The 26,247-nt window shown below is 38.8% G+C and carries 27 protein-coding genes; 1 reads left to right on the top strand and 26 read right to left on the bottom strand.

The annotated features are described in order from the left end of the window. Positions 1 to 45 precede the first annotated feature (45 nt). The 14 genes from ACVR1I_RS08350 to ACVR1I_RS08285 all read right to left on the bottom strand — a co-directional run bounded on the left by ACVR1I_RS08350 (position 46) and on the right by ACVR1I_RS08285 (position 15,729). Entirely contained in the window at positions 46 to 1,149 is a 1,104-nt protein-coding gene (locus ACVR1I_RS08350; RefSeq protein WP_447443564.1) for a Gfo/Idh/MocA family protein, read from the bottom strand. A 17-nt stretch (positions 1,150 to 1,166) separates the two neighbouring features. Then, entirely contained in the window at positions 1,167 to 3,260 is a 2,094-nt protein-coding gene (locus ACVR1I_RS08345) for a sialidase domain-containing protein (protein ID WP_447443563.1), read from the bottom strand. 23 nt (positions 3,261 to 3,283) lie between these two features. Then, complete coding sequence (locus ACVR1I_RS08340) at positions 3,284 to 4,117, bottom strand: carbohydrate ABC transporter permease (protein ID WP_447443562.1); 834 nt, start codon at positions 4,115 to 4,117, stop codon at positions 3,284 to 3,286. Beyond that, positions 4,117 to 4,998, bottom strand: a complete 882-nt coding sequence (locus tag ACVR1I_RS08335; protein WP_447443561.1) for a carbohydrate ABC transporter permease — start codon at positions 4,996 to 4,998, stop codon at positions 4,117 to 4,119. The genes ACVR1I_RS08340 and ACVR1I_RS08335 overlap by 1 nt, the downstream gene beginning before the upstream one ends. A gap of 61 nt (positions 4,999 to 5,059) precedes the next feature. Next, positions 5,060 to 6,412: an ABC transporter substrate-binding protein gene (locus ACVR1I_RS08330; protein WP_447443560.1), complete on the bottom strand. Its 1,353-nt coding sequence runs from the start codon at positions 6,410 to 6,412 to the stop codon at positions 5,060 to 5,062. A gap of 22 nt (positions 6,413 to 6,434) precedes the next feature. Continuing rightward, on the bottom strand, positions 6,435 to 6,890 hold the full coding sequence (locus tag ACVR1I_RS08325) for a YhcH/YjgK/YiaL family protein (protein ID WP_447443559.1): 456 nt from the start codon (positions 6,888 to 6,890) through the stop codon (positions 6,435 to 6,437). A gap of 18 nt (positions 6,891 to 6,908) precedes the next feature. Continuing rightward, entirely contained in the window at positions 6,909 to 7,610 is a 702-nt protein-coding gene (locus ACVR1I_RS08320) for an N-acetylmannosamine-6-phosphate 2-epimerase (RefSeq protein ID WP_447443558.1), read from the bottom strand. Between the two features lie 184 nt (positions 7,611 to 7,794). After that, on the bottom strand, positions 7,795 to 8,448 hold the full coding sequence (locus ACVR1I_RS08315; protein WP_447443557.1) for a DUF624 domain-containing protein: 654 nt from the start codon (positions 8,446 to 8,448) through the stop codon (positions 7,795 to 7,797). A gap of 20 nt (positions 8,449 to 8,468) precedes the next feature. Further along, positions 8,469 to 8,921 carry a NanQ anomerase/TabA/YiaL family protein gene (locus tag ACVR1I_RS08310; protein ID WP_447443556.1) on the bottom strand — a complete coding sequence of 151 codons (453 nt, stop codon included), beginning with the start codon at positions 8,919 to 8,921 and terminating at the stop codon, positions 8,469 to 8,471. 32 nt (positions 8,922 to 8,953) lie between these two features. Then, positions 8,954 to 9,790 (bottom strand): carbohydrate ABC transporter permease, encoded by an 837-nt coding sequence (locus tag ACVR1I_RS08305; RefSeq protein WP_447443555.1) that lies wholly within the window; start codon positions 9,788 to 9,790, stop codon positions 8,954 to 8,956. A gap of 10 nt (positions 9,791 to 9,800) precedes the next feature. Continuing rightward, on the bottom strand, positions 9,801 to 10,688 hold the full coding sequence (locus tag ACVR1I_RS08300; RefSeq protein WP_447443554.1) for a carbohydrate ABC transporter permease: 888 nt from the start codon (positions 10,686 to 10,688) through the stop codon (positions 9,801 to 9,803). A 216-nt stretch (positions 10,689 to 10,904) separates the two neighbouring features. After that, on the bottom strand, positions 10,905 to 12,227 hold the full coding sequence (locus ACVR1I_RS08295) for an ABC transporter substrate-binding protein (RefSeq protein WP_447443553.1): 1,323 nt from the start codon (positions 12,225 to 12,227) through the stop codon (positions 10,905 to 10,907). Positions 12,228 to 12,363: 136 nt separating this feature from the next. Beyond that, entirely contained in the window at positions 12,364 to 13,068 is a 705-nt protein-coding gene (locus ACVR1I_RS08290; protein ID WP_447443552.1) for an N-acetylmannosamine-6-phosphate 2-epimerase, read from the bottom strand. Between the two features lie 204 nt (positions 13,069 to 13,272). Then, complete coding sequence (locus tag ACVR1I_RS08285; RefSeq protein WP_447443551.1) at positions 13,273 to 15,729, bottom strand: YhgE/Pip family protein; 2,457 nt, start codon at positions 15,727 to 15,729, stop codon at positions 13,273 to 13,275. Between the two features lie 126 nt (positions 15,730 to 15,855). On the opposite strand from ACVR1I_RS08285, the gene ACVR1I_RS08280 reads away from it, so the two are divergent. Beyond that, positions 15,856 to 16,395 carry a TetR-like C-terminal domain-containing protein gene (locus tag ACVR1I_RS08280; protein ID WP_447443550.1) on the top strand — a complete coding sequence of 180 codons (540 nt, stop codon included), beginning with the start codon at positions 15,856 to 15,858 and terminating at the stop codon, positions 16,393 to 16,395. A gap of 36 nt (positions 16,396 to 16,431) precedes the next feature. Here the strand turns inward: ACVR1I_RS08280 and asnA are convergent, their stop codons facing one another. The 12 genes from asnA to ACVR1I_RS08220 all read right to left on the bottom strand — a co-directional run bounded on the left by asnA (position 16,432) and on the right by ACVR1I_RS08220 (position 26,242). Then, on the bottom strand, positions 16,432 to 17,424 hold the full coding sequence (gene asnA / locus ACVR1I_RS08275) for an aspartate--ammonia ligase (protein WP_447443549.1): 993 nt from the start codon (positions 17,422 to 17,424) through the stop codon (positions 16,432 to 16,434). Between the two features lie 115 nt (positions 17,425 to 17,539). Continuing rightward, positions 17,540 to 18,781, bottom strand: coding sequence for a carbohydrate-binding domain-containing protein (locus ACVR1I_RS08270; RefSeq protein ID WP_447443548.1), 1,242 nt, complete (start codon positions 18,779 to 18,781; stop codon positions 17,540 to 17,542). A 108-nt stretch (positions 18,782 to 18,889) separates the two neighbouring features. Continuing rightward, positions 18,890 to 19,273, bottom strand: a complete 384-nt coding sequence (locus ACVR1I_RS08265; RefSeq protein WP_447443547.1) for a rhodanese-like domain-containing protein — start codon at positions 19,271 to 19,273, stop codon at positions 18,890 to 18,892. After that, the gene (locus tag ACVR1I_RS08260) at positions 19,270 to 19,491 is read right to left on the bottom strand and encodes a YqgQ family protein (protein ID WP_447443546.1); all 222 of its coding nucleotides are present in this window, start codon (positions 19,489 to 19,491) and stop codon (positions 19,270 to 19,272) included. The genes ACVR1I_RS08265 and ACVR1I_RS08260 overlap by 4 nt, the downstream gene beginning before the upstream one ends. 112 nt (positions 19,492 to 19,603) lie before the next feature. Next, entirely contained in the window at positions 19,604 to 20,122 is a 519-nt protein-coding gene (locus tag ACVR1I_RS08255) for a Dps family protein (RefSeq protein WP_447443545.1), read from the bottom strand. A 136-nt stretch (positions 20,123 to 20,258) separates the two neighbouring features. Beyond that, the gene (locus tag ACVR1I_RS08250) at positions 20,259 to 20,942 is read right to left on the bottom strand and encodes a 5'-methylthioadenosine/adenosylhomocysteine nucleosidase (protein ID WP_447443544.1); all 684 of its coding nucleotides are present in this window, start codon (positions 20,940 to 20,942) and stop codon (positions 20,259 to 20,261) included. Between the two features lie 13 nt (positions 20,943 to 20,955). Then, positions 20,956 to 21,330: a cell wall synthase accessory phosphoprotein MacP gene (macP, locus tag ACVR1I_RS08245; RefSeq protein ID WP_447443543.1), complete on the bottom strand. Its 375-nt coding sequence runs from the start codon at positions 21,328 to 21,330 to the stop codon at positions 20,956 to 20,958. Between the two features lie 9 nt (positions 21,331 to 21,339). After that, positions 21,340 to 21,888 (bottom strand): NUDIX hydrolase, encoded by a 549-nt coding sequence (locus ACVR1I_RS08240; RefSeq protein ID WP_447443542.1) that lies wholly within the window; start codon positions 21,886 to 21,888, stop codon positions 21,340 to 21,342. A 133-nt stretch (positions 21,889 to 22,021) separates the two neighbouring features. Then, positions 22,022 to 23,404, bottom strand: a complete 1,383-nt coding sequence (gene glmU, locus ACVR1I_RS08235) for a bifunctional UDP-N-acetylglucosamine diphosphorylase/glucosamine-1-phosphate N-acetyltransferase GlmU (protein WP_447443541.1) — start codon at positions 23,402 to 23,404, stop codon at positions 22,022 to 22,024. 88 nt (positions 23,405 to 23,492) lie between these two features. Next, the gene (locus tag ACVR1I_RS08230; RefSeq protein ID WP_447443540.1) at positions 23,493 to 24,458 is read right to left on the bottom strand and encodes a Gfo/Idh/MocA family protein; all 966 of its coding nucleotides are present in this window, start codon (positions 24,456 to 24,458) and stop codon (positions 23,493 to 23,495) included. A 57-nt stretch (positions 24,459 to 24,515) separates the two neighbouring features. Next, positions 24,516 to 25,778: an HdeD family acid-resistance protein gene (locus tag ACVR1I_RS08225; protein WP_447443539.1), complete on the bottom strand. Its 1,263-nt coding sequence runs from the start codon at positions 25,776 to 25,778 to the stop codon at positions 24,516 to 24,518. 8 nt (positions 25,779 to 25,786) lie between these two features. Next, a complete protein-coding gene (locus ACVR1I_RS08220) occupies positions 25,787 to 26,242 on the bottom strand; it encodes an ASCH domain-containing protein (RefSeq protein ID WP_447443538.1) in 456 nt (151 codons plus the stop codon). Between the last annotated feature and the right edge of the window lie 5 nt (positions 26,243 to 26,247).

The following is a 26,247-nucleotide window of genomic DNA, read 5'->3' as shown; positions in this document are numbered from 1 at the left end:
TTGGAATTCATTTTTATTTAGAAAATCACATAGATTTTTCTTACTTTATTTCATCACTTCTGACAATTTTACTTTTCGATCTTCGTTAATTGAAATTGTACATGCGTCTGCAGTAGCAATAGCTTCTAATGCAGCTTCTCCTGTTAATAATTTTTTAAATTCATCTGTAACAGGTTCTCCCTGCATAATGTCATGCAAGAAACGCATTTCTTTATCAATTATTGAAGCTAACCACATTGGTGTACGTTTTCCAGGTTTACCATAAGCAATCGCTCCATCCATTTCTGTACTGTGGTAAATCCTTGTACGATCATCATCTTCTTCTTGTGATTCATGGACTAAGAAGTATGTCTCCTTGCCATCAACCTTAAGCGTTCCTTTACAGTTAAACATATCAATTTTAATTGCACCTTTGGTACCTTGAATTAACACGTAATGCTCACCCCAACGATACGCTGAACCCCATTCAAGTAACGCAAATTTCTTTCCAGGAAATTCCATGTTTACAAAAATCATGTCATCTTCATCGCCAAAATTTTCGCCCTCATGAGCAACGTTACCACCTGTCATAGTAACCGTTTCAGGTATTCCACCCATCAAGAATTGAACACAATCTAATTCATGAATATGATGGTATAAGTGGCCTCCAGATTTTTCACGAATTTTTTTCCAAGAAACTGTCGGTTGCATTTCTTCCCAACCATTTCTAGCTGTATGACAGAATAGAACATCTCCAATCACGCCATCATTTATCAATTCTTTAGCATGATGAACACCGTTAAAGAAATTCATAATATGGCCTGCCATAAATGTTACACCATGCTCTTTACAGGCATTCACCATTTCTCTGCAATCTTCATAAGATAATGCAATCGGTTTTTCACAAAATACATGTTTTCCATTTTGAGCAGCCTTAATGACTGGTTCTTTATGTAAGTAGTTAGGAGAAGCAACAATAACACAATCTACTTCTTCACTAGAAACTAATTCATCAATAGAGGAGGCTACTTTTGCTCCGAGTTCTTCAGCTACTGCTTCCGCATTCTCTGGATCGTATACAATTGTAATATCCGCCCCATCATTTTTTTGCATATATCGAGCTAATTCTGCTCCAAAATAACCTGTTCCTACTACACCATATTTAATCATGAGTAACTCCTTTTATTTTATTTGATTATATCTGTAATATCTAACTCTATATATTGAACGACATTCGTCAAATGCAGTTCACTTCGTGACCAAGAATCATATTTTTCAAACAATAGACCGATTTTATTATTAGATAACTCTGTAATTGCTGAGTATGCATAGCCATATTTAGGTAAATCAACATTATAATGGTATTTCCAATCAATAGTATCATCGTTTGGATTAATTAAGCCTACCCAAATCTGACCATTTTTTCTTCCCCCCGTCGAACTTGGTGTGCTTAACAACACAGCCTCCTTACCATCGATAGGTTGTGAATACTTTATAACTGAAACTTGAGTACCGTATTTGGTTTGATGAATCATATCCAAATAAGATACATCCGACCATGTATCACCAGAATCATAGCTTGTCATATAAGCAATTTTGCCTGTCGTAGTCCTAAAGAATGTTCTAATCACTCCATCTTTGAGCTCAACCATTTGTGCTTCTGCCGTAGCATTCTTAAAAGGTATTTTCGCAGAAGATTTTTTCCATGTTTTTCCTGCATTTTCTGTTATAAGGTATGTGAGTTCTCCACTTGTATAAGTAGCAAAAATCAACCTATTACTGTTTTTTAATGCAAGACCTTGACCAGGGCTCAAATAAGTTGCATTGTGATTTACACCTAAAAACGGAGGCAACAATGTAAAGTCAGACCAAGATTGCCCACTATCAGAACTAGTCGAGACTCCAATATAATTAGTTGGAGCAACTTTAAACAAAGAATCTTTATAGAAAATATTCATTGGAACATAATTACCATTCTGAAATTCATGTAATTTTTCTCCAACAAATTCAACGGAATACTGCTCAACTGTTAAAGGTTTCTGATTTTCAAAAATTTCATACTTTGTATTTACAGAATAAGATGTTGGTCGACCTAGAGTATCATCATAAATTTTCCCATCTTCTCTAATGCTGTAATTATAACTGGAATCACCATCTTTTTTTAATTTAACATAGTACTGACCATTTATTTCCTTATACCCTGAATCGGTTTTAAGTGCATTCGTATTTCCGATTCCAGCTGGCATAACATCAGCTAACATTACAACTTGACCAGTATTTTTATCTTCCACTAAAGCAGAGTCAATAAATGAAGCACTCCCATTTATTTGGATATTTTTTGCATTTCCATTTCTAGGCCAATTAACAAGTTGTTCTGCATAATCATTAAACTTCATTGCAAAGGTTGGATTACTCCACGTTTCTCCGTTATTATCACTGAATGAAGTAGCAATATTAATTTTACTTCTAGAATCATGTGTCCCACCATAACGCGCGTCTATACTAGCCAAAACCCTTCCATTTTGTAAGGTGTACAATGCAGGAATTCTAAAATAGTTTGCTTGAGTAGCATCACCAGATTGGAAAATAAGTTTGAAAGGCGACTTTGAATTAAAGCTTTGAACCTCTGATTGCGTAAAGGCTTTATTGAAAAACGAAGCACTTTCTATACGCCCTGTCATTCCATAGTCCAGCTTCCCTTCTCTATTTACTCCACCTAAAGTAACATTATTTTGTCCTTCAATATTTGAAATCGGTAAAAAGTTATCGACTTTCTCTTTAAACACTTCAATACCATTTACAAACATTGTATAGGTTTTTTCTGAAGCATCACTTACAAATACAACCGTATTTTCTACAAGCATTCCCTTATGTTCTCCCCAAAGAGAAGCAGGTCTAGCAAATAAGTAATTAATTCCTTTTTTTGAATCTCTAATTTCTACACCTATTTCGCCATTATCACGTGTAAAAATTGAGAAATAATTATTTCTGAATCCAGATGAAGAATTAGAAATCCCAACTAGCGCTTGCAAAGGATTCTGATGATTTGACGAAAATTTAATTACAATACTTTGTTTATCAGACTTAAATTTCTCTAGAACATTAGATGTTATTTCATTACCTTGATTATTTAGATCAATACCTTTACTTTGATAAATAGGATAACTATCCAACTCTGTTGCAGTAAGTTCAGTAGCTATTACTGATGTAGGGACATTAGAAATTACTGCTCCAGCTAGCAAAAGTAACCCTAAAGAAGAGTATATTTTTTTATGTTTCATGCAATATCCTCCGATAAAATAAATTATTTTACAGATCCTTCTGAAAGGCCACCTGCTATTTTATTTTGAATGATTGAGAAGAAGATAATAGATGGTAAAACAACTATTACAGAGGCCGCCATCATGTCTCCCCAATCTAAAATTTCGGAACCATTTAACGAACGCAAGGCAACAGCCACAGTCATCTTACTTGTATCATTGATCAGAATTAACGCATACAAAAACTCATTCCATGCATTAATAAATGTATAAATTGCAGTAGCTACAATACCAGGAGCAACAATTGGAAGTACTACTTTATAAAACGTAGTAAATTTATTTGCTCCATCAATCCTAGCAGCTTCTTCAATACCAATCGGAACTGTTTGAAAGAAACCAACCAAAATCCAAACAGCATACGGTACACTAAATGACAAATAGATAATCATCAAACCAAATAAATTATTTGACAAACCAACTTTCGCAATTGCTAATGAATACGGAATTGCTAGTAGTATTGGTGGAAAAATATATGTTGTCACTAATAATTTAGACATAATTGCCCCTAATTTAGGGAAGAAACGAACAATACCATAAGCAGCCATTGCAGATACAATTGTTGCAATAACAGTTGCAGATAGTGAGACCAACAAACTATTTTTAATATTTGTAATAAAATTCAAATCATTGATAACATGTTCGAAATATTCTAATGTAAATGTCTGTGGCCAAAAGCGAGTTGGAAATTGTGTCAACTCTCCTTTTCCTTTTACTGAAGATATTATAATCCAGACAAGAGGAAAAACTGCGATGATTGTTGCGACAATTAGTATTGCATGAGACAGAACATCTAAATACCACTGTGATTTTTTCTTCATTATTTAGACTCCTTTTCCCATTTATTGATTACTTTAAAGTAAATAAAACAAATTGCCAATAAGAACAAGAATAATAATACCGTTACAGCCGATGCTCGACCAATTAACTTAGTACCCCATCCTAAATTATACGCAAATATAGGAACCGTCATTGTAGCATTTGATGGACCACCACCAGTAATCAGGTAGATAATATCAAAGTTATTAAAAATCCAAATTGTTCGAAGTACTGTGAGTAATCCAACAACTACTTTAATATGTGGCAATGTAACATACTTAAATACTTGCCAGTTCGATGCGCCATCAATCTTTGCAGCTTCAAATTGTTCTGCTGGAACCGTTTGAAGAGCAGAAAGAATATTAACCATAATCATAGGCGCACCAAACCAGATATTGATACCGACCAAGCAAATAAAAGCCCATGTTTTATCTGTAAGGAAAGCTGGAGCCATGTCCATCAGACCAAGCTTAACAATCATATTTGGTAGGTACCCATAAACTCCATTTAGAATCCATTGCCAAGAAAAAGCGATGACGATTGTTGGAAAAGCCCAAGGAACAATCAACAATGTTCGATAAATTTTCTTAAAACGACGAACTCTATGAAGTGCCAGTGCTAGAACAAAACCAACTAACACTTGTCCTACTAAAGAAAAAATTGTCCATTTTAAAGAATTAAAAAATGCTATAAAAAAGTTCTTGTCCGTCAAAACATCGATATAATTATCTAAACCAACAAAACGATAATTCGGCATAATTAGATGCTTGTTTGTAAAACTATAAAATATACTTGAAAAAAATGGATAAACAAAGAGCAAGCCTACGATGATCATTGCGGGAAGCACGAAGATCCATCGTGTTAAATTTCGTTCTTTGACCATTATGACTCCTTTCTAAACTAAAGGCTACAGTAGCATTGCCACTGTAGCCATTTTCACCTGACTAATCTACTTCAACAGCGACTGTCTCAAATAAATCATTCAATTTCTTTTCAGCTTCTTTAGCTGCTTTTTTCGGATCTGTTCCATTACTAATAATATCTTGGAACATCTCTTCGATAATGTGTTGGTTCAACATTAAACCAGCTTGTACACTTGGCTCATTTTCAAAACCAATTGCAGTTCCTTTTTCAACTGCTTCAAGAATAACTTCTTCAGCATGCTGGAATTTTTGACGAGTTTCATTTTCTTTATATGCTGGTAAGTCTGTAATCCCCTTAATCGCTGGAAGCATTCCTACCGGTGTAGAATCTAAGAATTCAAGATAGTTATCTTCCTCATACAAATATTCAATAAATGCTTTGGCAACTTCAGGATGTTTTGAATTTTTCCAAACAACCATAGGAATATTTGAAGTCTCAATACCGCTATCTTTGTCATCAGCATTCACTTTAGGAATAGGATAGGCATCAATATGATCTAATAATTGTGGACTATTTGCTTCAACACCGCCTACATGGAAACCAGAGTTAAAGTCAAATGCAGTTTTTCCTTGATAGAACAAGGTCGCTTGTTGTAAAACATTAAAGTTCAATGAATCTTTTGGCGAAATTTCTTTATACATTTTCACCCAATATTCAATACCTTCTTGAGCAAGATCACTAGTCAAATCTGCTTTCAAATCTTTTGTTAAAAGACTGCCACCTGCACTTCTAACATAGAAGTTAAGAAAACGAGTTGCCATTAAATCATTTGTTCCAAGCGGCACAGATAAACCATAAACACCATCTCCTGTTAACTTTTTACTTGCTTCATACAATTCATCCCAAGTTTTTGGAACTTCTATATTATGTTTTTCTAATAAATCTGTACGAACCCACATAACTTGAGCATGGGAATAAAGTGGAACTGAATAATAGTCTCCATTGACTTTAGCTTCGTTTAACGCAGCTTCATTAAATTTATCTTTTCCAATAGAATCAATTGTGTCATTTAATGGAACAACTGCATCAGAATTAATCATTTCCATTACTTGATTAGGTAAAGCTGTACTAACATCTGGAACATTTCCATTAGCAATACCAGTTGTCCATTTTGTATAAAAGTCATTCCAAGAGAATGTCTCAATTTTTATTTTAACTTTTGGATTCTTTTCCATGAATTCATCAGCAGACTTCTGGATACTTTCAAGACGTGGCCCCTGTGTGAATGAATGCCACATTACAATCTCACCAGATAATTCTCCTGAATTTGAAGTTGATTTTTTTTCTTCATTTCCACCCGTTGAACAACCAATAACGGCTAATGAAGTTAAGGCAATGCCAAATGCACACATCAGTTTTTTAATTTTTTTCATTGTTTTCCTCTTTTCTTTAAGATCAATGAGCCAATGCTACTTTAAAAACAACTTTTTTTACCAACTTATCATTTACATGGATTTTAGGTTGGTGTAAATCCTGAGGAAATGTAATCAAACAATCCCCCTTATGTAAATGAATTAACTGTTCTATTTTTCCACTATAAAATTCTATGTCATTTTCTTCATCATACTCCTTTGTTATTTTTGTATTATTTTTAGAAGATATAGCCATATCTTCTGTGTTACTGACAACTAAATGTATATCTAAATACTTCCTATGTGTCTCAAAAAAATCGCCAGCCCGACCATCCGCTACATATTTAAAACAATTACCAAACAAGACTTCGTCTTTAATATCAATTCTTCCCTCTTCACAATCATAGATATTATTATGATTTAGGTACGAAACTAAGTCTTTGAAATATGGATTTACACTTTCATAAAGATGTAGATTTTCAATCTTGGTTATTATCATAATTTCGTTATTGCTCCTTCACCTCTTTGTTGCAGCTACAAATCGCTGAGTGATTTCTTTTGGTCGCGTAATAGCCCCGCCAACAACGATTCCTTTGACACCTAGTGCTTGTATCTCTTGAACTTGTTCTGGCGTGTGAATTTTTCCCTCTGCGATAACATCAACACCGGCTTGACAAAGTGCCTCAATTAATGCAATGTCTGGACCATCACCTTGTCTACTATAAGCAGTATAACCAGATAAAGTTGTCCCGACAAAATCAACACCAGCCTGATAAGCCGCCAAACCTTCTTCTAAATCACTAATATCTGCCATTAATAACTGGTTGGGATATTTTTCTTTCACATCTCGGATAAAATCTCTAATTGTTGCACCATCAAAACGTTCCCGTTTTGTACAATCAAGGGCAATGACTGCAATACCTAAGGCTGCCAACTCATCAACTTCCCTCATGGTTGCTGTAATAAAAGGTTCTTGAGGTGGATAATCTTTTTTGATAATACCGATAATTGGTAAATCCGTAACAGCCTGTATTTCTTGTATATCCCTTACACTGTTAGCCCGAATTCCAACTGCTCCACCTTCTTGTGCAGCTTTAGCTAGAAGAGGCATGATGCCACCTTCTTCAGTATATAAGGGCTCTCCTGGTAAGGCTTGACAGGAAACAATGATTCCGCCCTGAATGCAAGCAAGCAATTGTTCCTTGTTCATGTTGCTCATGAATAACCTCCTTTTTTAGATTGAACATGATAGCGTTTACATTTATAATTGTAACTACTTTCAGAGATTTTGGCAATACTAAATCAAGATTTAGAATTTACTATCAAAAATTACTTAAAATATTTCATTTTCTAAAAGTACTTTCAAATTTTCGCACTAAAAAATACCCCAAAAAGGGTATCTCTTAGTCATTTAAAGCATACTTTGCAAAAATTTTCTTCAAAATCAAAACCTGTCCATAGGCGAGACCAGAAATCCCAATCACTAAAAGGAGGCTAAGACCCAGTAAGAAGGTTAAGGTTGTTGTATAGAGTAGGGTTGTTAATAAAAGAATCACGCCAACCATCAAGAAAGTCCATGGAAAATGAAGACCTGCAAGTAGAAAGCTGGTTTTTAAGACTTCTTTTATCGACATATCATAGTAACTAGCCATCGGGAAAACGTATAAGAAGACGGCCGTCACCAATATCAAAAGAGCAATCGCAACCAATTGTACCAGTTGTCCACCTGGTAAATCAAATTGCGTGACAAGAAAAATTTCTAAAGCACAAAATCCGACTAATCCTAATTCCAAGAGCCCCAGTTGTAGCCCTTGTTTCCATTGCATCTTAAAGGTTGCAATATAGGAAGGGATAATAGGCAATCGTTTTTTTGTGTGTAAGACAAAGAGCACTTTGTATAGCGTCATCTTTGCTACACCAATCGTCACGATTGGTAAGCAAGAAAGGAGGAACAATAGATTTAAGACAACAAGGTCTAAAATTCTCTCACAGGTGCGCACAATTGCATTATCAACACCAAATATTGTTCTAATTGCATTGTTTGTTTTGTCACCCATTCGAGTTGCTTCCTTTCTCATTAATCAATCAATACTTTTACAACACATTTTTTCACCGTTTCACCCTCGCCTGCATAAACATTGGGACGATGGGCTTCGCCAGGAAAATAAATGACAAAGTGTTCTTGATCAATCACCACATCCATTTCCTGTTCGCACGTTTCAAGACCAAAATCGTTTTGTCTATCATAACCTTTACTTTCTATTCGATCACCAAAACCGTATCTAGTTATTTCCTGACCAGCTAACAAAAAGTGAAGATCTAAGTACTCTCGATGGTATTCAAAATCTGAGCCAACTTCTTTATCCAAAGTATTCTCTTGCAACATAAAGAAGACAGCATCACCATCGATATCATGGCGTCCCAAGGGTAGTTGAGACAGCTCTTGTTTTTGAATGCCTATCAAAGCTGTATCTAAATTTGGGTGCAAGCCCATATAGGTATTTAATTCAGATAATTGATCGTAAATCATAAATTGCCTCACAAATAAAATCGTTGTTCAATTTATCCTTTAACAGCACCCATTGTGATACCTTGTGTAAAGGATTTTTGGAAAACCAAGAAAACTGCTACAATCGGAACCGCAGCAAGAGCCGCTCCTGCCATAATCAGACCATAGTTGGTTGCCATTTCTGCCTGCATGGTAGCCACACCAAGCGAAATAGTCAAATTTTGACGAGATGTCAACATGACCAACTGCATGAAGTAATCATTCCATGAATTGATAAAGGTGAAAATCGCAAGGGCTGCAAATCCTGGTTTGACAATTGGAAAGGCAACGCTCCAGAAAGTTCGAAGTTCGCCACATCCATCAATTTTAGCCGATTCTAGTAGCTCTGTCGGGATATTTTCTGAGAATTGCTTCATCAAGAAAACCCCAAATGGCCAACCGACCAGTGGTAAAATGACCGCAGCAAGCGTATCATGGATTCCCATAAAGTTAATAATGCGCACTAGCGGTACCAAGATAACTTGTTTTGGCAAAGCCATGGCAACAATAAAGATTGAAAAGAGAATCTTTTGTCCGTAGAAACGTTTTTTAGCCAAGACATACCCTGCCAGTGAGGACGTCGCACAAACCAAGAACATGGTCGCTAAGGAAATAAAAATCGAATTCCACAACCATTGAAGGGCTGGGTTTTGAATAATCAAGCTTTCAAAATTTTCAAGAGTGGGCTCTGCCGGCCACCACTGTGGTGGAATCACAATGGTTGCAGGCTGAGATTTGAAGGCTCCTGTTAAAATCCAATAAAATGGAAAGACAAACAATACTGTCAATAATAACAAGATGATGTTACTGACGACTCCAAAAGCCGTAATCGGTTTCTTTTTCGTATGCATCTTTCTCCTCCTAGTACTCAACATCTTCGCCCAAAATCTTGAACTGAGCAAAACTAATCAATCCAATTAAGACGGCCAAGAAGACACCCATGGTGTTGGCATAACCATACTCAGATAATTTGAAGGCTTTTTCATAGAGATAGTACATCAAAGTGGAGGTTGAATAGTTTGGACCACCTGATGTTAAGAGCTGAATCAGGGCAAAAATCTGGAATGAATTGATTGTTGTAATAACTACAATATAGAGTGTTGTTGGCAAGAGTGCTGGCCATTTTACATTCCAGAAAATTTGATTTTCCTTGGCACCATCTACTCGTGCTGCTTCCACCAATGAATTGTCAATATTTCCAAGCGCTGCAATATAAAGGATAATCGGTTGGCCGACAGAAGTCGTCAATAAAATCACAACGATTGCCCAAAGTGCCCATTGCTTGTCGCCTAACCAGCTGATATTTTGTTCAATAACTCCTCCATTTTTTAAGACAAAGTTCAAAATACCAGATAGAGGATCGTAGATCCATTTCCAGACAACCGTCACCGCCACACTACCTGTTACCACAGGAAGGAAGAAGACAAAACGGTAGAAGGAACGGGTAATGACATTTTTGTCGTAGGTACTGGCTGCCACAAACAAAGAGAAGAAAACAACAACTGGAACAGAGCCAACAACAATGATGATGGTGTTGATCAATGATTTAATAAAAATATCATCGTTAAACATGCGAATGTAATTGTCCAAACCGATAAAGGTGAACTCATTCATCGTGTATTTAAAGAAACTGGTCACAAATCCCATAATCATCGGGGCCAATACAAAGACTGAAAAGAAAATCAATATTGGCGCCAAGAAAGCATAGGAAATGATGGTTTCGCGCATTCTAATCTTATTAATTCGCACGGTAATTACCTCTCTAACATTTTTCCTGTTTTCAATAACTATTTTCCTGTATTGAAAGGTTTTCCCTGTCTCTCAACACAGGAAAACAAAGAATAGGTAGAGATTTGCCAAGAGAAGGAAAGGGTATTTTTTCCTTTCTCTCGTCAAACTCCATTTACAAAACCCCCTCTTCCAGCACGGTTAGACTCAGTGGGAAAAGGGGGCTAGTCTAGGCTATTATTTAGCTGGTTTGATTGTTTCGTTTGCTTTTTCTGTAAATGTCTTCAAAGCAGCTTCTGCTTTTTCGTCACCGTTAGATACAGCTTGAAGGGTTGGGAACCAGAGTGTACGCATTTCTGCAAATCCATCGATTGTATTGTAATATGGAGAGTAGTACTGAGTCCATCCGCTGATGGTTTCCATACGCTCATCATCATACAATTTACCAAATGATGTACGAACTGGGAATGCTCCTGTACGAACAACGTTTTTAGGACCCCATTCTTTGTCATCTGCGATGAATTGAAGGAATTTCTTAGATGCTGCAACTTTAGCTTCGTCACCATTGTTGAAGACTGCAAAACCATTTACCAAGTATTCAAGAGCTGGTTTGCCATCTTCTGATGGGAATGGTACTTCAACAACTTCCACACCACTCGCCTCAAGCAACTTGCCTTGGATGCCATTTTGTGCTGGTGCCCAAAGGATAGTGTAAGAAGTTTGACCGTTCGCAAAGTTTTGGATATCTGCTCCACCATCGTATTGTGAACCGTTCATGATCAAGCCTTTGTCCATCCAACCTTTTACAGTTTCAAGGGCTTTGACCATCTTAGGATCATCAGTCGTATACTTAGTTACTGCTTCATCTGTGATGCTTCCGCTATAAAGGTTAGCGAGGAAAGCACGGTTACCTTGGTCACCACCTTGACCATTTGCAAAGAGGGAACCTGGGTTGTAACCTTTGTCTTTCAATGCCTTCAGCACTTTTTCAAAGTCTTCTGTTGTCCAACCTTCTTTAACAAGGTCCAGAACACCTGCATCTTTTAGCATAGCTTTGTTCAATGCCATGTAGAATGGTGCTGAACTGATTGGATACATGTAAGCTGTATCACCTGCTTTACTTGCTTGAATGATGTTGTCATTGTTAACATCTTTTACAAATTCATCTGTGAAGAGGTCATTCAAGTCTGCTAATTTACCGCTTTTTCCATAAGTAATGATCCGACCTGGTGCATCAAATAGAACATCTGGTGCTGTACCTGCTTCAATAGCAGTTGTAATTTTTTCAGGGCCAGCTGTGAAGTCAATGGTTTCCAATTTGACTGTAATGTCTGGGTTTGCTTTTTCAAATGCTGCAATAATAGATTTTTCATAGGTACCTACTGCATCACTTGTATTTTCTTGTGTGAAAACTGGGAATGCCCACCATGTAATTTCTGTTTTTCCTGAACCAGAATCTTTTGCTTCTGATGATCCAGTGGATTTACCACCTGAGTTACCACACGCTGCAAGAGCGACAAGTGCCGCACCTGTTAATAAGGTCCGTGCAAATTTTTTCATTTGAAGACTCCTTTTATTGATTATTTTTGATTTACACGCTACATCCTCTCTGAGGACAATACAAATTGGTTTATTTCAACACTCTAAGACATTGACCACTCCATTCTTTTTTCAGATTTTTCGTTTGAAAACACTATTAGGCTTCCTTTGTCGCTGCGACAAAGCGTTGGGTGATTTCTTTTGGTCGTGTAATCGCTCCACCGACAACAATCCCTTTGACTCCAAGAGCTTGGATTTCTTTTACCTGCTCTGGTGTATGGATCTTACCTTCGGCAATCACATCGACTCCTGCTTCGCATAAAGCGCGTAAAAGCTCAATATCTGGGCCAGCTTCTTGGCGACTATACGAAGTGTAGCCTGAGAGGGTTGTTCCCACAAAATCCACTCCTGCTTCGTAGGCTGCTAAGCCCTCTTCTAAATCACTTGTATCTGCCATCAATAACTGGTCTGGATATTTTTCTTTCACTTTCCGAATGAAGGTCCCGATTTCTTCCCCATCAAACCGTTCCCGTTTCGTACAATCAAGAGCAATAACTGCAATATCTAAAGCTGCTAATTCATCTACCTCTTTCATCGTTGCTGTGATAAAAGGTTCTTGTGGCGGATAATCTTTTTTAATAATACCGATGATTGGCAAATCGGTTACAGCCTGAATTTCCTGAATGTCTCGGACACTATTAGCTCGAATACCTACGGCTCCACCTTCTTCTGCTGCCTTTGCAAGAAGAGGCATAACCCCACCTTTCTCTGTATAGAGAGGCTCCCCTGGTAAAGCTTGACAGGAAACAATGATACCGCCTTGAATCTGACCAATCAATTCTTCTTTACTTGGTTTGGTCATTCAAAACCTCCTTTTTAATTTTAATATTAATATATGATAGCGTTTACATTTATTATTCTAACTACTTTTTTATCATTTGGCAATAGGCAGATCAAATTTAGAATTTACTATCAAAAAAATTAAAAAACACCCATTTTTTGAAAGTACTTTCAAAAAAACACCTCAGAAAGATTATACTGAGGTGTTCACTACTATTAGAAAAATCTAGGCATTATTAGTTTGTTTTTTATTAGGAGAATATGAAAGCCAGCCAAATAGTAAAAATAAGAAGAAAAATCCTGCCAGACAAACCAGCGGTAATAGGATATCTCCACTCATAGCCATTGTTTGCCGTAATCCCATCACCGAATAAGTCATCGGTAAAAATGGTTGAATCAGTTTAAAAAACCGTGGTGCCAATTCTATTGGGTAAGTCCCTGCTGATGCCCCTAATTGCAACAGCAAGAGGATTAGAGCAACAAACGAGCCATAGCGTTCATTCCATGACACTAGACTTGTAACCAAAGCCATCAATGTCCAAGAGGCAACAATTGAAATTAGCACAGTCCGTATCGGATAGGTCATTGACAAGCCCATCAGGCGTAACGAAAGAACTAAAACAATCGCTGAAATGGTAGCAATGCTGCCATTCAACTTGATCTTCCGGCGGAGTCTATCAGATTTGCTTTGAAACTCTCCTACTGATAAACTGTTTGCAAAAATAACATTTGTAGAAATGGCTACAACCATCAAGGAAACTGACATCATATATGGGGCCATAGCACTTCCGTTATTTGCAACCCGATCTTTATCTGAATGATGTGCTAAGATAGGAGCTGCAAGGTAATCAGCATTTTTTTCTTTCACAACTACTAAAGATAAGGATTGAGAGGCCGTACCCAATGAATTAGTCAACTCTTGGGTTCCTTGGGTTAACTGTCCAATATGATTGGTTAGACTATTTCCTCCGCTCGCTAATTGTTGACTTCCTGTTTCCAAACGCTCCATTCCTTGGTCTACTTGTTGTGCCCCAGAAATGAGAGCTGACGAGTGATTCGTTAATTCTGTGCCCCCATGACTTAATTGATTGATGCCATTCAACAAACTTGGATTAACCTGCATCAAACTATTGGTAGCATCGGATAATGTCTTAACCCCGTTTGTATAGTCTGTTAGTCCTGTTTGAAAACTTTGAATCCCCTGAGATAACTGGCTGCTCAATTCTGCAGTTCCCGCATAAATTTGATGGGAGGCTGGTAAAACCTGAGACTGCATGTTATCATGAACTTCAGACAGTCCATTTGAAAGATTTGACAATGCAGAGGCAGATGCCGGCAGGACTTGATTTGCAACTCCTGCCATCTGTGCGACAGATTCTTGGGTATATTGCAACGAAACAACCGCATCTTGAACACTCATCAGATTCGATTTTAGTTCTTGCATCTTAAAGAGTGTATTCTTCGCAATAGTATCTAATTCAGAAGGCGAATTTCGAATGGCCTGTATGATTTCAGTTTTTTGCTCTTGATTCATTTCTTGATAAGCTGCCGTAGATTGTACTGATAAAATCATATTTGCTTTATCTGTTTCATTTTTATCAATGATACTTTGAAGCATTTGCATTGTGTCTGAAAAAACACTTTCTATATTGACATCAATAATCGAAGAGGATTGACTCTGTTGATTCAAATTTTGAATAGCTTGGTTGAGTGTCGGTAGCGTATTAATCAGTTGAACAATTTGTTCTTTATTTTCTGGAGAAATCTCAGTTTTTTCGGATAGCTGTTGCAATCCATCATCCAGTTGTTTCACACCTTGAGACAATTCGGCCATTGCTCCTATCCCTTTTTCGAGAGAACCCACACCTGACAATAACGCCTCTGAATTCGACTGTAATTTCTGGCCCCCATCTGATATTTGGCCGACAGCATTCGTATAGGATAAAAAACCAGAAGATACCGTGGATAAACCATCTCCAAGTTGAGACACTCCTAAAGCATAGCCAATGATTCCGCTAGTTAGCTGAGAAGAACCAGTATGCAAGGTATTTGAAGCTTGCTCTAATATTTCTAGGTTTTCAGACAATTGCTGACTACCTAACTCTATTTGCTGACTACCAGTTACCAATTTTTCCCCGCCTTGGGCTGCTTGTATCAATCCATTTTGCAAATCTGACAATTTTGTAAAAACCGTAGTTATATAGGTTTTACTAATTTTTTCTGATACTTCTTGAGTAAGTTGTTGCATTGCTGTATCCGACATTTTAGATGCCACAAAGCTTCTACCTTTTGTTGTTTGGTAATCAATGGTTACTTTTTCTGGAGAGGCTGTTAATAAGGTCGTCGCTTTTTGGGACATATCCTTAGGAAGGGTAATGACCATGTAATAGCGTCCATTTTTCAAACCGTTATCTGCTTTTTCCTGAGTGACAAATTGAAAATCCAAGGAATTGTTTTTAGACAGAGTGTCTATCATGTCATCACCAATAGAAAATTCTTTTTCTTGGTAAATCTGTTTTTCATCTTTGTTTACAACTGCAACAGGAAGATTGGATACTGAACCATAAGGATCCCACATGGAGCTAAGAAAGATTATATTGTATAGGGTTGGAATAAAGATTAGTCCGATAATAGTGATAACGAGCATTGGTTGTTGAATATGCCGTATTTTTAATTTTTTCATTTTCAAACTTTTTTGTACATCCTGTCTTTTTATGATAAACTATATTATATATAAACATTCATTTTTTTCAAGAAAAAATGAACGTTTATAGACACTATGTCTAATTTTGTACAAAAGAGGTAACCAATGACACAAGATCCGCGAAAGCAACGAACCAGACAACAACTGCATCTAGCTCTAGTTGCATTGCTTGAGAAAAAACAATTTACTGAAATTACCACTCTTCAACTAACAAATACTGCTGGCATTAGCCGTTCATCATTTTATACACATTATCGCGATAAATATGAAATGATTGATGATTACCAACAATCACTATTTCATAAAATTGAATACATTTTTGAAAAGTCAACAAATTCTGCTCAAGAAACATTTTTAGAAATTTTTGAATTTCTGCATCGTGAAGAACTGTTTGCAGCACTACTGTCAGAAAATGGCACTAGCGAGATTCAACAATTCTTACGAAATAAAGTGAAACTCATGATTAGTGAAATGCCTTTTTCAAAAGCAAGTCATCCAAATTTTTCGCCTATCGAGCGAGAATACTGGAGCGTCTTTTTATCCCACGCATTTTTTGGTGTCTGTCAAACTTGGATTGCTAGAGGAAAAAAAGAGACTCCCAAACAAATCACAGATTTTCTAATCAAAATCCTATCTCCAATATAAAAAATAGTCTGAGATGCTTTCTCAGACTATTTTAGTTTATAAAATATGCTCAAATTGTTGACGGACATCTTCTGGCCAAACACTTGATTGCACTTCACCGATATGTTGTTTGCGAAGTAAGAACATCGCCAAACGAGATTGACCAATACCACCTCCAATAGAAAGCGGGAACTCCCCATTTAAGAGAGCTTTATGCCAATCAAACTCCAAACGATTTGTATCACCTGTCAATTCACATTGGCGTTTTAGGGCTTCTTGATCTACCCTAATCCCCATTGAGGACAATTCAAAAGCAGATTGCAATTGTTCATTCCAAACCAGAATATCTCCGTTGAGTCCCTTATAGCCTTTTTCAGATAGACTAGTCCAATCGTCATAGTCGGGTGCTCGACCGTCATGCGGTTGACCATCTGCTAATACCCCACCGATACCGATTAAGAAGACAGCACCAAATTCCTTGGTAATAGCATTTTCTCGCTCTTTTGGCGTCATATCTGGGTAACGTTCTACCAATTCTTCCGTATGGACAAAAGTAATCTTCTTTGGCAAGACAGAATCCATATCGTAACGGGCTTCTACTGCCAACTCTGTCAGACGGATAGCTTTATAGATTTGTTCAACGGTTTCTTTCAAATAGGCAAGGTTGCGTTGGCCTGCTGGGATTACCTTTTCCCAATCCCACTGATCCACATAAACAGAGTGGGTCGGATCCAATGAATCCTCATCTGGACGCAAGGCTTTCATATGAACAAATAGCCCTTCTCCTTCATTAAAACCAAAACGGGCTAAGGTATGGCGTTTCCACTTGGCAAGCGAATGAACGACTTCGTAGACCGCATCTGGAATCAACTTGACATTGACAGTTACTGCATTTTCAACCCCCGAAAGATTGTCCTGCATCCCATCACCAACTCGGCTCAAAATCGGTCCTTGTACCTCAACAACTTCTAACTTATCTTTTAAATATTGGGTAAAGGTATTTTTGACAAATGAAATCTCTTCCTGTTGGTGTATAAAACTTTTTTCCATTTGTTTCCTCCTTCAAAGAATCTACTATTTATCCATTATACTCTTTTTTAAGAAGAAGTAAAGAAAAGTCATTAAATTTTCTGAAAATTTAATGACTTTATTGTCTTTAATCAACTTAGTAAGCTGAATAACTTTGCATACTGGCCGTTCCTTGAGCGTAATTTCCACTTGTTGTCGACAAGAAATAGGTCTCTCCTTCCGCCAATTCCGGAGAAGAAACCGTCACAGAGAAAAATCCTGCTGGCGCTTCATAGGTTGCTAGCGTATTGCCCGCACTATCTGCTAACGTAATGGTATCTCCTTGATTCCCCACTAACGATGTGATAACCAAAGCTTGCGTAGCACTAGATACATTGGTCGTGCCAAAACTCCATAAATAGCCACCACTAATAGTAGCTGATCCAGAATAATTTAAAACAGTCTGGGTATCTGATTGGCTTGATAGAACGGTTGTCCCATTTGACATTTCCAAATCACCATTCGCCAAAATAGCTGCTTCACCAGCTATTACTTTTGTCTTGCCACCAGCAATCGCGATTTTCCCTTGGCTTGTTGTGTCTGGATTCGATGAATCTTGCCGGGAAACAAGGCCGTTGCTGATAGTCGTTAGCTGGGCTGTCCCACCTTTAATGGCGATTTCTTTTGCAACATAGCCCTCAAATGCTTTACCAATCTGAATGGTGCCATCATTAATCGTCAAATGATTGGCCGCGTAAATCGCAGCTGTTCCTTCCTCAGCAGCTGTTTGGATCGTGAGACTTCCCCCATTTACCATGACATTTCCATGCGTCGGTTCTGCCTCATTTTTCCCATACAAGCCAAATTCACCAGCATCAATCTGAATTTCTCCTGCCTCAACAACAATATCTTCTGTGGCAAAAACACCATATTTTGAAATGGATTTTAAATCCAGTTGACCACTTCCCGTAATGGTTAAATTGGTCGCTTGAATAGCAATTTCTGAATCTGACAAGGTATTTTGAGATGATTTTTCCAGATGCAAGATGTTGGTCCCTTTTGATTGGAAATCTAAACTCGAAAAATGGGCATCCTGTAAATGGAGAGAGACATCTTCTTTAATATTTTTTGAAACCGTTACCTTAGCACCTGGGGCTTCTCCTGAAATGTCATATTGACCACCAGATAAAATTTCAACAGTCATGCCGTCTATTGTCACATCTTCACTAGTCGTTGTTATCTGATTCCCATCCAGTTGGATCCGAATACTCTTACTTTCTTTCTGAATTATTTTAGCTTCTAACTCTTTGAAATCTCCCTGCAAGTAAGAAACAATCCCCATTGAAACAGTTGTCAACAAGACAACTCCTATTGCTAAAAGATACAAACGCTTGTTCATCTTTTCCACCTTATACTCTTTGACTTTTCTAAACGATAGTAGTTACCATCTAGTATACCACAGGAAACTCTTTACTGGATAAAAAAAGAGGATTGTTAAACAATCTTCTTAATTTGTTTTCACTTTTCCGTCCCAGTCGTTCAGGCCAAAACTAAGAATATAAATATCTGTGTAGCCTTGTTTCTTTAAATAAAGAGCAGCTGGGGTCACGCGCTGACCTCGGTCATTTTCATATAAAAGCACTGGCTTTTCCTTACGAATCGCTCCCAAGCTTTGTTTCAACTGCTCGTAAGGAATGTTTCTGGCACCCATAATATGTTTTTTGCGGTATTCATTTGGGTCACGCAAGTCAATCAATTGCCCACCAGGAATTTTTTCAGCAAATTCTTTATTGTCTAAAATAGTTGCTGCACGTTTGAGGCGCCAATAATTAAATAATGCCCATGCTGATATGAGTACAATCATCAAGGCGATGATATAAATGAGGTTCATAACGATTCTCCCTTTTTCTTTTGGTAGTCTAACTCCATACGATGCTCTCTTCGAAGCACCATTTCTGCTTCCAAATAATCCCAACGTTCCAATACACCTAGTTGGTAAAGACGGCCAATCTCGATTTTCATCAGCTCAATCTCATAAAGACGATTGCCCATATACACAAAAATACCATAACGTTTGAGCAATTGTTGCACATCGTAAAGAGTTTTCATAAAAAAAGTGTAGCAGAATTTTCATGTTTTTTCAAGTCTGATTTCCAATCTCCAACACAAAAAGAAGTTAGAGCAAATCCTAACTTCTTTTTATGTTTCCTTAAACTTTTACTTACAAACCTGGTGCTTGTCCTAATTCAGCTTGTAAGATCCAAATGTGTTTTTCAAGACTAGCTTTTGCACCGTTGAATAGGTCATTGGTTACATCGTCTTCTTCTTTATCCGTCACATCCAAGCCTTTTTGGAACAAGACTGTCAAGTAACGGAATACTTCAACAACACGCGCCAACTGTTGTGCAAGTGTCAAGTTGTAATCACCTGTTACTTCGACTAATTGGCTGTTGTCGCTAAATTCTTTGAGAGTAGAAAATGGTGCTCCACCTAGGGTGATGAGTCGCTCACTCATTTCATCTAAATACCCGTCCAACTCTTCCATGTATTCATCCATTTTCGGATGCCATACCATGAAACCAGTCCCTCTCATATACCAGTGAACTTGGTGTAAGATCGAATGGGCAACGGATAAATCTGCTACTGCTTGATTTAAGACCGTTAAGGTAGATGCTTCGATTTGTGGTTGCTTTTTAGCAAAGCTGGCTAAGTCAGCAACTGATTGATATTGTTTGTTCATAATAAGACCTTCTTTCTCCTTATTTATAATCATTATAAATAAGATAATCATAAAATTCAAGCGTTTTACCTTAAAATGAGAAAAGTTGCACGATTCTTATCTAGAAAAAGCAGCCCATTCATTGGGCTGCTTTTTCTTATTTCAACAAGGCTAACAGTGTTTGGGCGGAGCGTTTTCCAGCGTCAATAATAAACTCATCAAAGGTGATGTTGGCATCCCCTTGAGCCGTATCGCTCATAGCCCGAATGACCAAAAAGGGTTTTCCAGTGGCATGAGCTGCTTGAGCAATGGCCGCTCCTTCCATCTCTACCGCTAATACTTCTGGAAAATGGGATTTAATACCATCAACCTTATCTTGACCAGCGATAAAGCTATCACCTGTTGCAATCAATCCTCTTTGATAAGGCAAGTCTTGCTGCTGTAAGACGGTTTCCAACTGTTCCATCAATTGGCGATCCGCTTCAAAATAAAGGGGTTGAGCCGACATTTGGCCATAATCGTATCCAAAAGCTGTCAAATCCACATCATGATATGCCAAGCGCTCTGCAATGACCACATCACCAATAGCCAATCCATCAGCCACTGCACCCGCTGATCCAGTATTGATCAAGGCGTCCACGGCAAATGTTTCTACTAAAATGGCAACAGACATGGCAGACATAACTTTTCCGACACCGGATTGGACTAAGACAACTTCATGACTCCCTATCCTACCACTGTAATAGGTATTGCCTAAAACAGTTGCTTTTTGAGTATCCTCGAGGTGTTCCACCAATGTTTTTAGTTCCTCTGCCATGGCAGCAATAATTCCAAATTTCATATTTTTCCTTTTCTTACATATAGATGACCGCTAGTATAAACAGAATCACGAGTACCACAACCCAAAACAATACCTTATTGACTTTTGAGCGAAAGGCTTCTCGTTTTACGGTTTCAATTCGACGGCTTTTGACAATAGACTTCTCAACTGGAATTCGAATGGTCTGACCTTCTTCGTAGCCTTGGTAATCTTCATCCCATTGCTCTTCAAATTCTCGAAATTCAGCCTCGTAGCGGGCTACTTCCTCTTCATAACGATCAAGAACATCTTCTTCCCAGTCCTCTTGTCCAGCGTATGGGGAATAATAGCCAAATTCCGCATGCTGTTGAGAAGGCTTTTTTCTCTTTGCTTTGGCAATGATGTCATCCGTTAACAAGGGTTTCCTCATTGTCTATTCCTACTTTCTCGTAATTTGAACATGCTGGATCGCCATGATGGTCTTGGCATCACAAATGTCTCCAGACGCAATCAAGTCAAGGGCTTCTGCTAAGGTCACTTCCAAAAGCTCAATCACTTCGTCTTCGTCTTGGGGCAGAGGATTGTCAACCTTAACTAAATCATCAGCCAAATATAGGCGGAGGCGTTCGTTGCAAAAACCAATAGCAGAATAAAAATCATGGAGAAGTGTCAAATTGTGACTGGTGTAGCCCGTTTCTTCTTCTAATTCGCGCAAGGCTGCCGCTTCTTCACTGCCTGCTTCACCAACTTCTAATTTTCCTGCTGGAATCTCGTAGCTGATCTTTTCAATGGCCTTGCGGTATTGCTTGACCAGAATGATTTTTCCTTCTGGGGTTAGGGCTAGTACACAAACGGCCCCCTTATGAAAAATCAATTCCCGCTTGGCTTGGCCGAGTCCATTTGGCAACTCTACATCGTCTACTACGACATCAAAGATATGCCCCTTAAAAATTTCTTTTCGGGCAATCGTTTTTTCTTCAAATTCCATTTCACAACCTCCTCTGTCCTTTGTTTTTTAAATCTACTAAGTTACTAAATTGTACTACAAATCCTTTGAAAATGCCATTTTGGATACCAAAAGGCCATAGAAAAACTGACTAGTCCTCTAGTCAGTTACTGATTTAGTTCTTTTGATTTGGGTGGTGAGGGAAGCGCCCAGCATAGCCTTCCTTGTTTTCCTGACGGCCCCGCCCAATGGCGATGGTATCACTTGGAACATCTTTTGTAATGGTGGAGCCACCTGCCGTTAAGGCACCATCTCCAATCGTAATCGGAGCCACAATCGTCGAATTGCTGCCGATAAAGACATTGTTCCCAATCGTGGTCTCAAACTTATTTTTGCCATCATAATTTGCTAAAATCGTTCCAGCCCCAAAATTCACCTGACTACCCACAGTCGCATTGCCAATATAGGTCAAATGCCCAGCCTTGGTATTTTCACCAAGGATTGCTGATTTAACTTCTACAAAGTTTCCAATGTGAACGTCTTTTTTCAAGGTGCTTCCAGGACGAATATGGGCATATGGACCAACCGTCACACCAGTTTCGATCACAGAGTCTTCAATATCTGAGTTGGAAATCACGACATCCGCCGCAATTTTACTATCTCGCACGCGTGTTCCATTTGTCAAAACAGTTCGCTCGCCAACGACCGTCTCACCTTTTAAGACAACATTGGCTTCCAAGACCGCTTCGGCACCAATTTCAACATCAATATCAATATAGGTTGCTTCTGGATTGGTAAAGGTAACACCGTTCACCATGTGCTTTTCGTTAATGCGTTTGCGCATAACGGCTTCTGCTGTGGCCAAAGCAATCCGGTCATTGACACCCAAACTTTCATCGAAGTCCCGCAAGATGTAAGCTCCAACCTTCTCACCAGCCTGGCGGAAGATGGAAATCACATCTGTCAAGTAGTACTCTCCTTGGGCATTATCCGTATTGATTTCTTTGAGGGCCTCAAAAAGACGCTTATTTTCAAAGAGGTAGGTCCCAGTATTGATTTCTTTGATTTGTTTTTCAAAATCATTGGCATCTTTTTGCTCGACAATCTTAATCACTTCCCCATCTGCATTGCGAATAATCCGACCATAGCCAAATGGATTGTCAGCTTGAGCCGTCAAAATGGTCGCAACGTTTTTGTGGCTCACATGGAAATTGATCAAGTTGCGAAGACTCTCTCCAGTAATCAATGGAGTGTCTCCAGCAATAACCAGAGTGTGGCCTTCCAAGCCAGCAAGAGCAGGCTCTGCCATCATCACGGCATGACCTGTCCCCAATTGTTCTGATTGAAGGGCAAATTCCGATTGCCCCTTTAAAACAGCTTCGACCATTTCTGCCTTATGGCCCACGATGGTTTGGATTTTTGCTGGTTCAATAGCAGATACCGCACGGTAAACATGCTCCAACATGGAAATGCCTGCGACCTTGTGCAAGACCTTCGGCAAGTCTGATTTCATACGGGTCCCTTTACCCGCTGCTAAAATAATTGCGTAATTTGACATTGTTTTCTTCCTTATACATTAAAAGAGTGAAATTCATTCGCTCTCCATTATACCATAAATTGACAAATCAAAGTATATTTTCTTGAACTTAAGCCATGTTTAAAACCGCTTCTTCCAAAACCGTCATGACGCGGTGGCTATGCGCCAACATTTCCTGAGAGCGAGCTAAATCTTGCTGTGAGATGATGTCTTCAAATAGGATAAACTCATCATGCATCCGGTGTTTCGGTGTGTTAAGATCGACAACCTCTGCTTCTTGACCATTTAGGGTCAGGCTGACTTGGGGCATACTATTGGTTGGTCCCAAAATAGCCAAGGAACCCTTATCCCCTTGGATGGTCGAACGAATTTCAGCACTGCAATCTTTTGCGCCAATACAAACAGCCTTAAAAGAGCCATAATCCATCACCACCATACCAGAAGTGTCAATGTTTCTCTCCATATTGGCCAGGTATTGGACCTGCTTGGGCTGACCAAAAAGTCCCACTACCAAGTGTAGGTTGTAGATGTTCAAGTCACGCAAGGCACCACCTCCCATTTCAGGGTTAAAAGCTGGCGCAATTTCTCCACGTTTAAAGGCATCGTAACGGGAACTGTATTGGGAATAATTGCAGTTGACGATTTTGACATCGCCGATTTGATCCAAGTGGTCTTTCAAGTACACAAAATTACCTAAGAATTGGTTGGTAATGGCTTCCACCAAAATTAGATTTTTTTCTTTCGCCAAAGCCATCAACTCTTCTAATTCGGCCAAACGAAGGGTAAACGGTTTTTCACAGATGACATGCTTACCAGCTAAAAGAGCTTGCTTGGCATAGTCAAAATGGGTGTGATTGGGCGTCCCAATGTAAATCGTATCCACAGCTGGGTTTGTTAACACATCCTCGTAATCGCTTGTTGCTTGGGCCAGTTGGTACTGATCCGCAAGTGCCTTAGCCTTGTCAATTGAGCGGGGCGTTGATAAGATCGAGACCAATTCAATCCCGTCAATCTCTTGTAAGACAGGCAACACTTCTGTTACGATCATACCGGTTCCTAATAATGCTAGCTTCATCTTTTTCACCTCTGGTTTTTTCTAGTATAGCAAAATCTCGTTCAAATAGCGATGGTTTCAGGTTTCCTGTTTGCCTTGGACAAACTTTGAACAAATCCGTGAGTTGGGCTTCTGGTATTCTCGCTCAAAATATTCCTGGTAAATACCTGGTGTGAGAATACCGTGATTGGCTACATTATCTGTTCCAATGGCTTCTAATATGGTATCGGCCAACAAGACACAATTGGTTGTCATGACAAAATAGGTTTTGAATTTAGACTGAGTAAACTTATAACTTTCAACGCCGTATTGTTCATGCAAATGTCCCAAATAAGACAATTTTTGAGACTCTGATGTCAACTCAAACGGAACAGTCAAGGTCATCAATTCCTCAATTTTCCTTTCAACCGCTTCTTTTTGCGCATCTGTTAACACCATACCATAGCCAACAACTGCCCGCCAGTCATCACGTGCCAGGGAATCCAAATAATCCTCACTATCGATTCGGTACAAAACACCGTCTCCTATCATGCCCAATAAATACTGCCGATCCACATCATATTGACCATAACCATAGGTTTTCCCCTTGTAGGAAATGTCAACATGCCCCATCATTTCAAAACCTTTTCTTGCCGTATGAATCCACACTTCCAAGTCAGGTGTCTCTGTATTTACGCTTTCACCCTCTAAAAACACAGGCCGGCTTTCATCGGGACTCAGGAGATCATTGATAGCCCGCAAAGCGCCAACAGGCACAAGAGCAGACAAGAAGATCGGCAACCCCAAGCGCTTTCTTCTACCCCTGGAGTTTTTGAGTATAGGTCTATCCTTGGCATTCGATCTGTGGTCTATCAAATAGACAATACCACGCCACATTAGTGAAAATCCGAGAAACAGATAGATAAAATCCAAGGCTTTCTTGAGATGAAACAGCATAGTTAGACCGACCGCCAAATGAACCAAACCGTCCACATAAACCGTCCTCGATATCGTGTAGTGATTTCTTTTTTGCAAAAAGATATCCGTCAATAAAATCAGACCAATCATGATGAATTCAAAGGCCACAAAAATAGCCAAAAGCCCCGTTGGCAGAAGGGCATTGTTCAAGAAAAAGAGCGACAAAATAAGATGAAAAACTATGGTCACCCATCTTTCCTGAACCTCTCCCTCTTGCTGTTTCCAGCGACGGTAGAGACGATAGCAAGTATTGATAAAAAAGACAAAAGCCAACATCCAGAATAGGAAAATCGCAAACCGAGCTTGAAAAAGGCAAAAAAGCCCACCAAATACGATGAGCAAGATTCCCCATAAGGTTGCTGTTGCCTGATTGACTTTTTTCAATTTTTCTCCTATCCTTTTTCGACTTCCTTGGGATAAACCACCTGAAATTCTTCCAACACAATCTTGGACTCTTCTGTAAAGTTCAAATCTTCTTCTGCCAGCCATTCGGTGAAAAGTTCCTCATGGACCTGACGCCAGTATGCCAAACTGCGATCTCCTTCACCTTCTTTAAAGGCGTGGTCAGCAGACACTTGGTTAAAGGGGACGATGGAAATGTTAGTGGTTTCGATGATACAAACGGCATTATCCTGACCGTCTAAGATGACACTAAGATCTCCGACTTCACCAACAGGTTCCTTATAGTGCAAGTGTTCATCGTAGGATGATGCGGTAGCCGTCTTTGTTCCTGCTAGAACCAGGCCTGCCAACTCATCTGGCAAGGCTCCAAAGGCCCAGGCATCCATTTCCTGTGTGATGTCTGGGTGGAGTTGGCAGTAGGCCGCCCACATTTCTTGTGCTGTCATGTTTC

Source organism: Streptococcus cameli (genome assembly GCF_053207365.1).
This window is presented reverse-complemented; position numbering and strand designations above follow the sequence as displayed.

Coding starts and splice junctions, on each gene's coding strand:
- ACVR1I_RS08350 (WP_447443564.1), bottom strand. CDS start 1,149: ATGATTAAATATGGTGTAGTAGGAACAGGTTATTTTGGAGCAGAATTA.
- ACVR1I_RS08345 (WP_447443563.1), bottom strand. CDS start 3,260: ATGAAACATAAAAAAATATACTCTTCTTTAGGGTTACTTTTGCTAGCT.
- ACVR1I_RS08340 (WP_447443562.1), bottom strand. CDS start 4,117: ATGAAGAAAAAATCACAGTGGTATTTAGATGTTCTGTCTCATGCAATA.
- ACVR1I_RS08335 (WP_447443561.1), bottom strand. CDS start 4,998: ATGGTCAAAGAACGAAATTTAACACGATGGATCTTCGTGCTTCCCGCA.
- ACVR1I_RS08330 (WP_447443560.1), bottom strand. CDS start 6,412: ATGAAAAAAATTAAAAAACTGATGTGTGCATTTGGCATTGCCTTAACT.
- ACVR1I_RS08325 (WP_447443559.1), bottom strand. CDS start 6,890: ATGATAATAACCAAGATTGAAAATCTACATCTTTATGAAAGTGTAAAT.
- ACVR1I_RS08320 (WP_447443558.1), bottom strand. CDS start 7,610: ATGAGCAACATGAACAAGGAACAATTGCTTGCTTGCATTCAGGGCGGA.
- ACVR1I_RS08315 (WP_447443557.1), bottom strand. CDS start 8,448: ATGGGTGACAAAACAAACAATGCAATTAGAACAATATTTGGTGTTGAT.
- ACVR1I_RS08310 (WP_447443556.1), bottom strand. CDS start 8,921: ATGATTTACGATCAATTATCTGAATTAAATACCTATATGGGCTTGCAC.
- ACVR1I_RS08305 (WP_447443555.1), bottom strand. CDS start 9,790: ATGCATACGAAAAAGAAACCGATTACGGCTTTTGGAGTCGTCAGTAAC.
- ACVR1I_RS08295 (WP_447443553.1), bottom strand. CDS start 12,227: ATGAAAAAATTTGCACGGACCTTATTAACAGGTGCGGCACTTGTCGCT.
- ACVR1I_RS08290 (WP_447443552.1), bottom strand. CDS start 13,068: ATGACCAAACCAAGTAAAGAAGAATTGATTGGTCAGATTCAAGGCGGT.
- ACVR1I_RS08285 (WP_447443551.1), bottom strand. CDS start 15,729: ATGAAAAAATTAAAAATACGGCATATTCAACAACCAATGCTCGTTATC.
- ACVR1I_RS08280 (WP_447443550.1), top strand. CDS start 15,856: ATGACACAAGATCCGCGAAAGCAACGAACCAGACAACAACTGCATCTA.
- asnA (WP_447443549.1), bottom strand. CDS start 17,424: ATGGAAAAAAGTTTTATACACCAACAGGAAGAGATTTCATTTGTCAAA.
- ACVR1I_RS08270 (WP_447443548.1), bottom strand. CDS start 18,781: ATGAACAAGCGTTTGTATCTTTTAGCAATAGGAGTTGTCTTGTTGACA.
- ACVR1I_RS08265 (WP_447443547.1), bottom strand. CDS start 19,273: ATGAACCTCATTTATATCATCGCCTTGATGATTGTACTCATATCAGCA.
- ACVR1I_RS08260 (WP_447443546.1), bottom strand. CDS start 19,491: ATGAAAACTCTTTACGATGTGCAACAATTGCTCAAACGTTATGGTATT.
- ACVR1I_RS08255 (WP_447443545.1), bottom strand. CDS start 20,122: ATGAACAAACAATATCAATCAGTTGCTGACTTAGCCAGCTTTGCTAAA.
- ACVR1I_RS08250 (WP_447443544.1), bottom strand. CDS start 20,942: ATGAAATTTGGAATTATTGCTGCCATGGCAGAGGAACTAAAAACATTG.
- macP (WP_447443543.1), bottom strand. CDS start 21,330: ATGAGGAAACCCTTGTTAACGGATGACATCATTGCCAAAGCAAAGAGA.
- ACVR1I_RS08240 (WP_447443542.1), bottom strand. CDS start 21,888: ATGGAATTTGAAGAAAAAACGATTGCCCGAAAAGAAATTTTTAAGGGG.
- glmU (WP_447443541.1), bottom strand. CDS start 23,404: ATGTCAAATTACGCAATTATTTTAGCAGCGGGTAAAGGGACCCGTATG.
- ACVR1I_RS08230 (WP_447443540.1), bottom strand. CDS start 24,458: ATGAAGCTAGCATTATTAGGAACCGGTATGATCGTAACAGAAGTGTTG.
- ACVR1I_RS08220 (WP_447443538.1), bottom strand. CDS start 26,242: ATGACAGCACAAGAAATGTGGGCGGCCTACTGCCAACTCCACCCAGAC.